This window comes from Novosphingobium sp. RL4 (genome assembly GCF_035658495.1).
Classification (GTDB): Bacteria; Pseudomonadota; Alphaproteobacteria; order Sphingomonadales; family Sphingomonadaceae; genus Novosphingobium.
Window position 1 is genome coordinate 446,124 of the sequence record NZ_CP141944.1, and the last position, 6,377, is coordinate 452,500.

Consider the following 6,377-nt stretch of genomic DNA (forward strand, 5'->3'; position numbering starts at 1 on the left):
AGGACTCTCCATGAATCGCCTGCTTTCGCGCCTGAGCATCGACCCTTATCTTCTCCTGCTGGTCTCGACGGTGGGGCTGGCCTCGGTGCTTCCGGCGCGCGGGGTCTGGGCGGATGTGGCGGGCGGGGTGGCCGATGCGGGGATCGCGCTGCTGTTCTTCCTGCACGGCGCCAAGCTCTCTCGCGAGGCTATCCTCGACGGGGCGCGGGCGTGGAAGCTGCATCTGACGGTGGCCTGCCTGACTTTCGTGCTGTTCCCGCTGATCGGCCTTGGCGTGAGTGCCATTCCGGGCCTCGAACCCTCGCTGGCAACCGGGGTGCTGTTCCTGACCCTGCTGCCCTCGACGGTGCAGAGTTCGATCGCCTTCACCGCGATTGCGGGCGGCAATGTGGCGGCGGCGGTGTGCAGCGCCTCGTTCTCGAACCTTGCGGGCATTTTCCTGACCCCGGTGCTCACCGCGCTGCTCATCACCGGCAAGGCGCAGGGCTTCTCGACCGATCCGATCGTCACGATTTCGCTCCAGCTGCTGCTGCCGTTCGTGGCGGGGCACCTGCTGCGGCCGTGGATCGGGGGCTTCGTCCAACGGCACAAGAAGCTGCTGGGCTATACGGATCGCGGTTCGATCCTGCTGGTGGTCTATACCGCGTTCGGGGCCGCCGTGCTCGAGGGACTGTGGCAGAAGGTGACGCTTTCCGAACTGGCGCTCATCGCGGCGCTTTCGCTTGGGATTCTGGCGCTCGTGATGGTGCTGGGAAATGTGCTGGGCAGGCTGCTGGGCTTCAATCACGAAGACCGCATCGTCATCCTGTTCTGCGGCTCGAAAAAGAGCCTGGCGACCGGCGTGCCGCTGGCAGGCGTGCTGTTTCCCGCCGCGCAGGTGGGCGCGATCATCCTGCCGCTGATGTTCTTCCACCAGATCCAGCTCATGGTCTGCGCCGTTCTCGCCCGAAGGCTCGCCGCCAAGGCCGAAGAGCGGAAGGGCGACGGGGCGCTTTCTCCGGGGTGAATCAGGCTGCCACCGCCAGTTCCGCTCCACTGTGGAAGCGAGCCCGATAGTCGCCGGGAGTCAGGCCAAGTATCCGGCTGAACACGCGGCGAAACGCGGTGGCGTCCTCATAGCCCACCGACCAGGCGATCTGGTCGATCGAGCGCCGGGTGAATTCCAGCAGTTCGCGCGCCTTGCCGATGCGCAAGTGCTGGACGTATTCGGTGGGCTTCATCCCGGTCGCGCTCTTGAACCGGCGCTGGAGCGTGCGTTCCTCAAGCCCGGCCATATCCGCCATTTCGGCCACGCTGGCCGGTCGGCCGCCGCGTGACTGCAACCAGTGCTGCACCTTCAGGATCGCCTCGTCGCCATGCGTGAGTTTCGGCGCGAAGCTGGAATAGTGCCGCTGTTCGCGCCCGGCGGGATCGACGAGCAGGAACTTCGCGGTTTCGATCATGACGGTCGGGCCAAGCAGGCGGTCAACCAGCCGCACGCCCAGATCGGTCCAGGCCATGAGTCCGCCTCCGGTGATGATGTCACCGTCCTCGATCACGATCTTGTCAGGTTCTACGAGAACCTTGGGAAACCGCTCCCGGAAGTCCTGCGCGAAAAGCCAGTGCGTGGTTGCCGGACGGCCGTCGAGAAGCCCGGTTGCGGCGAGGATGAAGGCGCCGCCGCAGCTGGAGGCCAGCGTGGCGCCGCGTGCATGGTGCTCGCGCAGCCATCGGGCATAAGGGGCGGCTTCTTCCAGGCCGGCAGGTCCGGAAAGGCGGCCGGGGACTATCAGCACCGAAGGTTCTCCCGGCCGGTCCGCCGCGGTGTCGTGGCATCGCGCGAACTGGCCCTCTTCGCTGCGCATCCAGTGACTGACGCGAAGGGCCGGCCCGCCGCGCCCGGTGGAGAAGTGGGAAGCTATGGCGAAGAGGTCCGTAATTCCATGGATCATCGCCATCTGGCAGCCGTGGTAGAGTAAGAGGCCAACTTCCAGTTCAGGCCGCGAAGTCGGTTTCATCGTCGCGAACATCCTTTGTCGGTTTTGGCCTGCTCAATGTCGCAAGCGCCGCGCCCCGAACGGGACGGCAAAGCCTATCTCCAATCGTGCCCGGCGCAAAGACACCGACCCCGAAAGCAATAGAAGCCCAGGAGAAGTACGATGAGCAAGAACACCTACCTCGTTACCGGCGCTTCCGATGGCATCGGCGCGCTCTATGCCGACCGTCTGGCCCGTCGCGGGCATGACCTGATCCTCGTCGCTCGCCGCAAGGACAGGCTGGCCGATCTCGCCGCGCGGCTCGAGGCGGAAACCGGCGTCGCGGTGGAAGTGATCGCTGCCGATCTCGCGGTGGCCGAGGATCTGTTGCACGTGGAACAGCGGCTGCGCGCCGACGATGCGATCGTGGGCCTCGTCAATAATGCGGGCATCGCCAACGAAGGCTCGATCGTCGAAGCCGACCCCGACTATCTTTCGGGCATGATCGACCTCAACATCCGCGCCGTAACCCGCCTTTCGGCGGCGATCGCGCCCCGGTTGGCTGCTGCGGGAGAGGGGACCATCGTCAACATCACTTCCGTCACGGCGCTGATGCCGGATGCCTTCACGGCGGTCTATCCCGCCACGAAGGCCTATGTGCTGGCATTTAGCGAAGCGCTCGCCGCCGAACTCGGCCCCAAGGGCGTTCGCGTCCAGGCGGTTCTGCCGGGGATCACTCGCACCGCGATCTGGACCGATGAGAAGATGGCGACGCTTCCCGCGCACATGGTCATGGAAGCGCAAGACATGGTCGATGCCGCGCTCGCCGGTCTCGACATGGGAGAAGCGGTGACCATCCCGGCGCTGCCCGACATGGCGCAGTATGAAGCCTATCTGGCGGCGCGCCTCGCGATGCGTCCCAACCTTTCGCTTTCAACACCCGCGCTGCGCTACGGCGCGGTGGCGGCCAACTGAGGGAGCGTGTCATGATCCTTGGTCTCGATATCGCCCAGTTCACCGCACTCCATGTCGCGATCAGCTTGGTAGCGATCGCGACCGGGATCGTGGTCATGCTGGCCTTCGCATCGGGCCGCGTGAGAGTGCGGTTCCTCACAGGGCTCTTTCTCGTCACTACGGCGGCGACGACGCTCACCGGTTTCCTGTTTCCGATCCGCGCGATTACGCCGGCGCTCATTACCGGAATCGTCTCGACCCCGGTTCTCGCAGTCGCCTTCATTGCGGTCTACCGTTACGGGCTGAAGGGCCGCGCGAGGGCTATTTATGCTGTGAGCGCGAGCCTGGCGCTTTACCTCAACCTGCTGGCCTTCGTGACACAGGCCTTCCTGAAAGTGCCGTCGCTTCATGCTCTCGCTCCCCAAGGGACCGAGACTCCATTTCTCGCGGCACAACTCGCGACGCTCGCCGCCATGATCGCACTGGGCACCCGTACTTTCTCGGTCGCCCGCCGGACAGCCGCCTGACCCCTGTTTCGACACCTGCCTCCGCCTGAACCGGCCTCCGGCGGAGGCGCCATTTTGCCTTGCCAACCAAAAAGGCTGACAATCTGTGAAATCACGGCTTAACGGCCTTGCCATCGGCTCTTGCGCTGCTGCATGACGGGAACGTGCTTTCGCAGAAAACCCGATACGCCATCCGCGCCATGCAGCATCTTGCCGACAACTACGGGCAAGGTCCGATTCAACTCGCGCAGATCGCCGAAGCACAGAACATTCCCGCCAAATTCCTGACGACGATCCTGTCCGAACTGACCCGGTTCGGCATTGTCGATTCCCAGCGAGGCAAGGATGGCGGCTACCGGCTTGCGGTCTCCCCGATCGACATCACTTATGGCGATCTCATTCGCCTGATGCGCGGATCGCTCGCACTCGTGCCCTGCGCCAGTCGTTTCGCGCACGAAAAGTGCAAGAATTGCCTTGAAGAAGGTGAATGTCGCACTCGTGCCTTGATGCTGGAAGTGCGTGATCGCACCGCTGAACTGCTTGACGGCGTGCGTCTTTCTGACCGGATCGACCCCGTTCCCGCGCAGATCGACGAAGACGTCTAAGCGCGGAAGCGCCGCCCCGCGCGGCAAGTAAGTATCCATTTTATTTATATTTTTCGCGAAGCGATGCCGTCCGGATAGCCGGGCGGTCGATGGCTGCGATCCCTATTTGCCATCCTGTTCAAAGGGGGGAGCCATTCATCGCTTCGGCGTAAATAGATTTTGCTTTGGCGTGAAAACGAGAAACTTTCGGGTAGGCGTATTGTCAACTTATTAAGTTGAGAATACGAGTGCGGACGGCGGCAGGATAAAGCCGCGCTCGGAGGAAGATTCGCAATGTCTCAACCGTCATCGGACAACCAGCGATCGGGACTGCACCTCTCCAGGGATTCAGAGGGCACAAATCCCAAGGCGGCACCTCTTCAGGTAGTCGCCGATGCCCTGGATCAGATGCGCTACGGCGTCATCCAACTGACAGTCCACGATGGAAAGCTCGTTCAGCTGGACATCACTGAACGGCGGCGCTTCGCCTCGTAGGCGTGCGCTTCACCGGAACCTGACAGCCTGCCGCGCAGACCGGACCGCCGGATGTGAGGCCCTTCGAAAAACATAAGGGGGACTTCATGAGAAAGTTTATTCGCGGGCCGCTTCCGGCCCCGCTTCCACTCGCTTGCCTATCGTTCACGCTCATGCTGGCCGCGACGCCCGCATTGGCCGAGGAAGCCGCGGAACCGGTGGCGACGACGACATCGGTCAATGCCGACGGCACCGAAGAGGGACCGCCGACCTCGGTGGGCACGGGCGCCCACGATCGCGGTGGTGAGATCCTCGTGACGGCACGTCGCCGTCAGGAATCGAGCCAGGAAGTGCCTTTGGCGATCTCCGTGGTGGGCGGCGAGCATATCGACTCCACCGGCTCGTTCAACGTCGGCCGCCTCCAGCAGCTCACGCCTACACTGCAGTTCTATTCCTCGAACCCGCGCAACACGGCGGTCAACATTCGCGGTCTCGGAGTGCCGTTCGGCCTTACCAATGACGGTATCGAACAGGGCGTCGGTATCTACATCGACGACGTCTACAACTCGCGCGTCGCCTCGGCCACGTTCGATTTCCTCGACGTCGCCCAGATCGAAGTGCTGCGCGGACCGCAAGGCACGCTCTACGGCAAGAACACCACGGCCGGCGCGATCAACATCACGACGAACCAGCCCACCTTCGACTTCGAAGGCAAGGCCGAAGTCTCGATCGGCAACTACAACTTCAAGCAGGCCAAGGCCGCTGTTTCCGGCCCGCTGACAGACAAGCTGGCGGCACGCATTGCCATCTCCTCGACTGACCGTCGCGGCACGATCTACAATGTGACGACCAACCAGTGGATTCAGAGCCAGGACAACCTCGGCCTGCGCGGCCAGTTGCTCTGGAAGCCGACCGACACGCTGGCGATCACGCTTGCAGGGGATTTCAGCACGCAGGATGCGAACTGCTGCGGTTCGGTCTACGTCCGCACCGGTACGACCCAGCGTGCGCTCAACCGCCAGTTCGCCGCGCTTGCCGCAGCGCAGGGCTATGCACCGCCCAGCACCGATCCTTTCGACCGTCTTACCGATCTCGACACGCCGCTGAAGGCGAAGAACAAGATCGGCGGCGCTTCGCTGCGCGTGAAGTGGAATCTCGGCGCGGGCGAACTGACCTCGGTCACCGCCTGGCGTTTCTGGGACTGGGATCCGTCCAACGACCGTGACTTCACCGGCCTGCCGATCGTCTCCCTGTCGCAGAACCCCTCGCAGCAGGACCAGTATACGCAGGAACTGCGCTACAACTACAGCAGTGACAAGATCGACTTCGTCGTCGGTGCCTTCGGCTTCTACCAGCGCATCGATACGCAGGGCACCGAAGCGCAAGGCGCCGCCGCCAGCCGCTGGAGCATCAATCCGGGCAACGACTCCGTCGTCCCGCCGGGCTCATCGGGCTGCGGCCCCACGACGTCGAACCAGCTCGCCTGCGATCCTTCGGTGCTGAACGGCCTGGTTGCCTACAACACGCAGTATCTCAAGAACACCAGCGCTGCGCTGTTTGGCCAGTTGAGCTGGCATCTCACGCCGGAACTGACGCTCCAGCCCGGCGTGCGCCTGAACTATGACAAGAAGGAAGGCTACTACCAGCGCCGCGTCTTCGATGGGCAGGGCAATGAACTGCTGCTCGGTCAGGCGTCCTATACGCCGCGCCAGACCGCGCAGTTGGCGATCTACACCCCGCAGGAAATCTCGCCCGAATTCAGCGACTGGAACTTCAGCTACGATTTCAACGCAAGCTACAAGATCACGCCGGACGTGCTGTTCTATGCAACTTACGCAAAGAGCTTCAAGTCGGGCGGTATCAACCAGAACGGCGTGCCGGTCGACCTTCAGAACAACCCGATT

7 protein-coding genes (1 of these 7 only partly in view) are annotated in these 6,377 nt (G+C 63.2%); 6 read left to right on the forward strand and 1 reads right to left on the reverse strand.

Features of this window, described 5'->3' with window-relative positions:
- Positions 1–10: 10 nt before the first annotated feature.
- Positions 11–1,006 carry a bile acid:sodium symporter family protein gene (locus tag U9J33_RS02215; RefSeq protein ID WP_324697580.1) on the forward strand — a complete coding sequence of 332 codons (996 nt, stop codon included), beginning with the start codon at positions 11–13 and terminating at the stop codon, positions 1,004–1,006.
- A gap of 1 nt (position 1,007) precedes the next feature.
- On the opposite strand, the gene U9J33_RS02220 is transcribed toward U9J33_RS02215, so the two are convergent.
- The gene (locus U9J33_RS02220) at positions 1,008–1,997 is read right to left on the reverse strand and encodes a GlxA family transcriptional regulator (RefSeq protein ID WP_324697582.1); all 990 of its coding nucleotides are present in this window, start codon (positions 1,995–1,997) and stop codon (positions 1,008–1,010) included.
- Positions 1,998–2,138: 141 nt separating this feature from the next.
- Between U9J33_RS02220 and U9J33_RS02225 the strand changes: the two genes are divergently transcribed.
- The 5 genes from U9J33_RS02225 to U9J33_RS02245 all read left to right on the forward strand — a co-directional run.
- Positions 2,139–2,930 (forward strand): SDR family oxidoreductase, encoded by a 792-nt coding sequence (locus U9J33_RS02225; protein ID WP_324697584.1) that lies wholly within the window; start codon positions 2,139–2,141, stop codon positions 2,928–2,930.
- An 11-nt stretch (positions 2,931–2,941) separates the two neighbouring features.
- A complete protein-coding gene (locus U9J33_RS02230; protein ID WP_324697586.1) occupies positions 2,942–3,436 on the forward strand; it encodes a hypothetical protein in 495 nt (164 codons plus the stop codon).
- A gap of 143 nt (positions 3,437–3,579) precedes the next feature.
- Positions 3,580–4,020 (forward strand): RrF2 family transcriptional regulator, encoded by a 441-nt coding sequence (locus U9J33_RS02235; RefSeq protein WP_054442256.1) that lies wholly within the window; start codon positions 3,580–3,582, stop codon positions 4,018–4,020.
- 387 nt (positions 4,021–4,407) lie between these two features.
- Entirely contained in the window at positions 4,408–4,494 is an 87-nt protein-coding gene (locus U9J33_RS02240; protein ID WP_231636316.1) for a YezD family protein, read from the forward strand.
- An 86-nt stretch (positions 4,495–4,580) separates the two neighbouring features.
- Positions 4,581–6,377, forward strand: partial view of a TonB-dependent receptor gene (locus U9J33_RS02245; protein WP_185998290.1) — the 5' portion only. Its footprint extends 762 nt past the window's final position; only the first 1,797 of its 2,559 coding nucleotides appear in the window; the start codon lies at positions 4,581–4,583; its stop codon lies beyond the right edge, outside the window.

Bases quoted from the DNA above. Each gene is read 5' to 3' on its own strand.
- U9J33_RS02215 (WP_324697580.1), top strand. From the start codon at position 11: ATGAATCGCCTGCTTTCGCGCCTGAGCATCGACCCTTATCTTCTCCTG.
- U9J33_RS02230 (WP_324697586.1), top strand. From the start codon at position 2,942: ATGATCCTTGGTCTCGATATCGCCCAGTTCACCGCACTCCATGTCGCG.
- U9J33_RS02220 (WP_324697582.1), bottom strand. From the start codon at position 1,997: ATGAAACCGACTTCGCGGCCTGAACTGGAAGTTGGCCTCTTACTCTAC.
- U9J33_RS02240 (WP_231636316.1), top strand. From the start codon at position 4,408: ATGCGCTACGGCGTCATCCAACTGACAGTCCACGATGGAAAGCTCGTT.
- U9J33_RS02225 (WP_324697584.1), top strand. From the start codon at position 2,139: ATGAGCAAGAACACCTACCTCGTTACCGGCGCTTCCGATGGCATCGGC.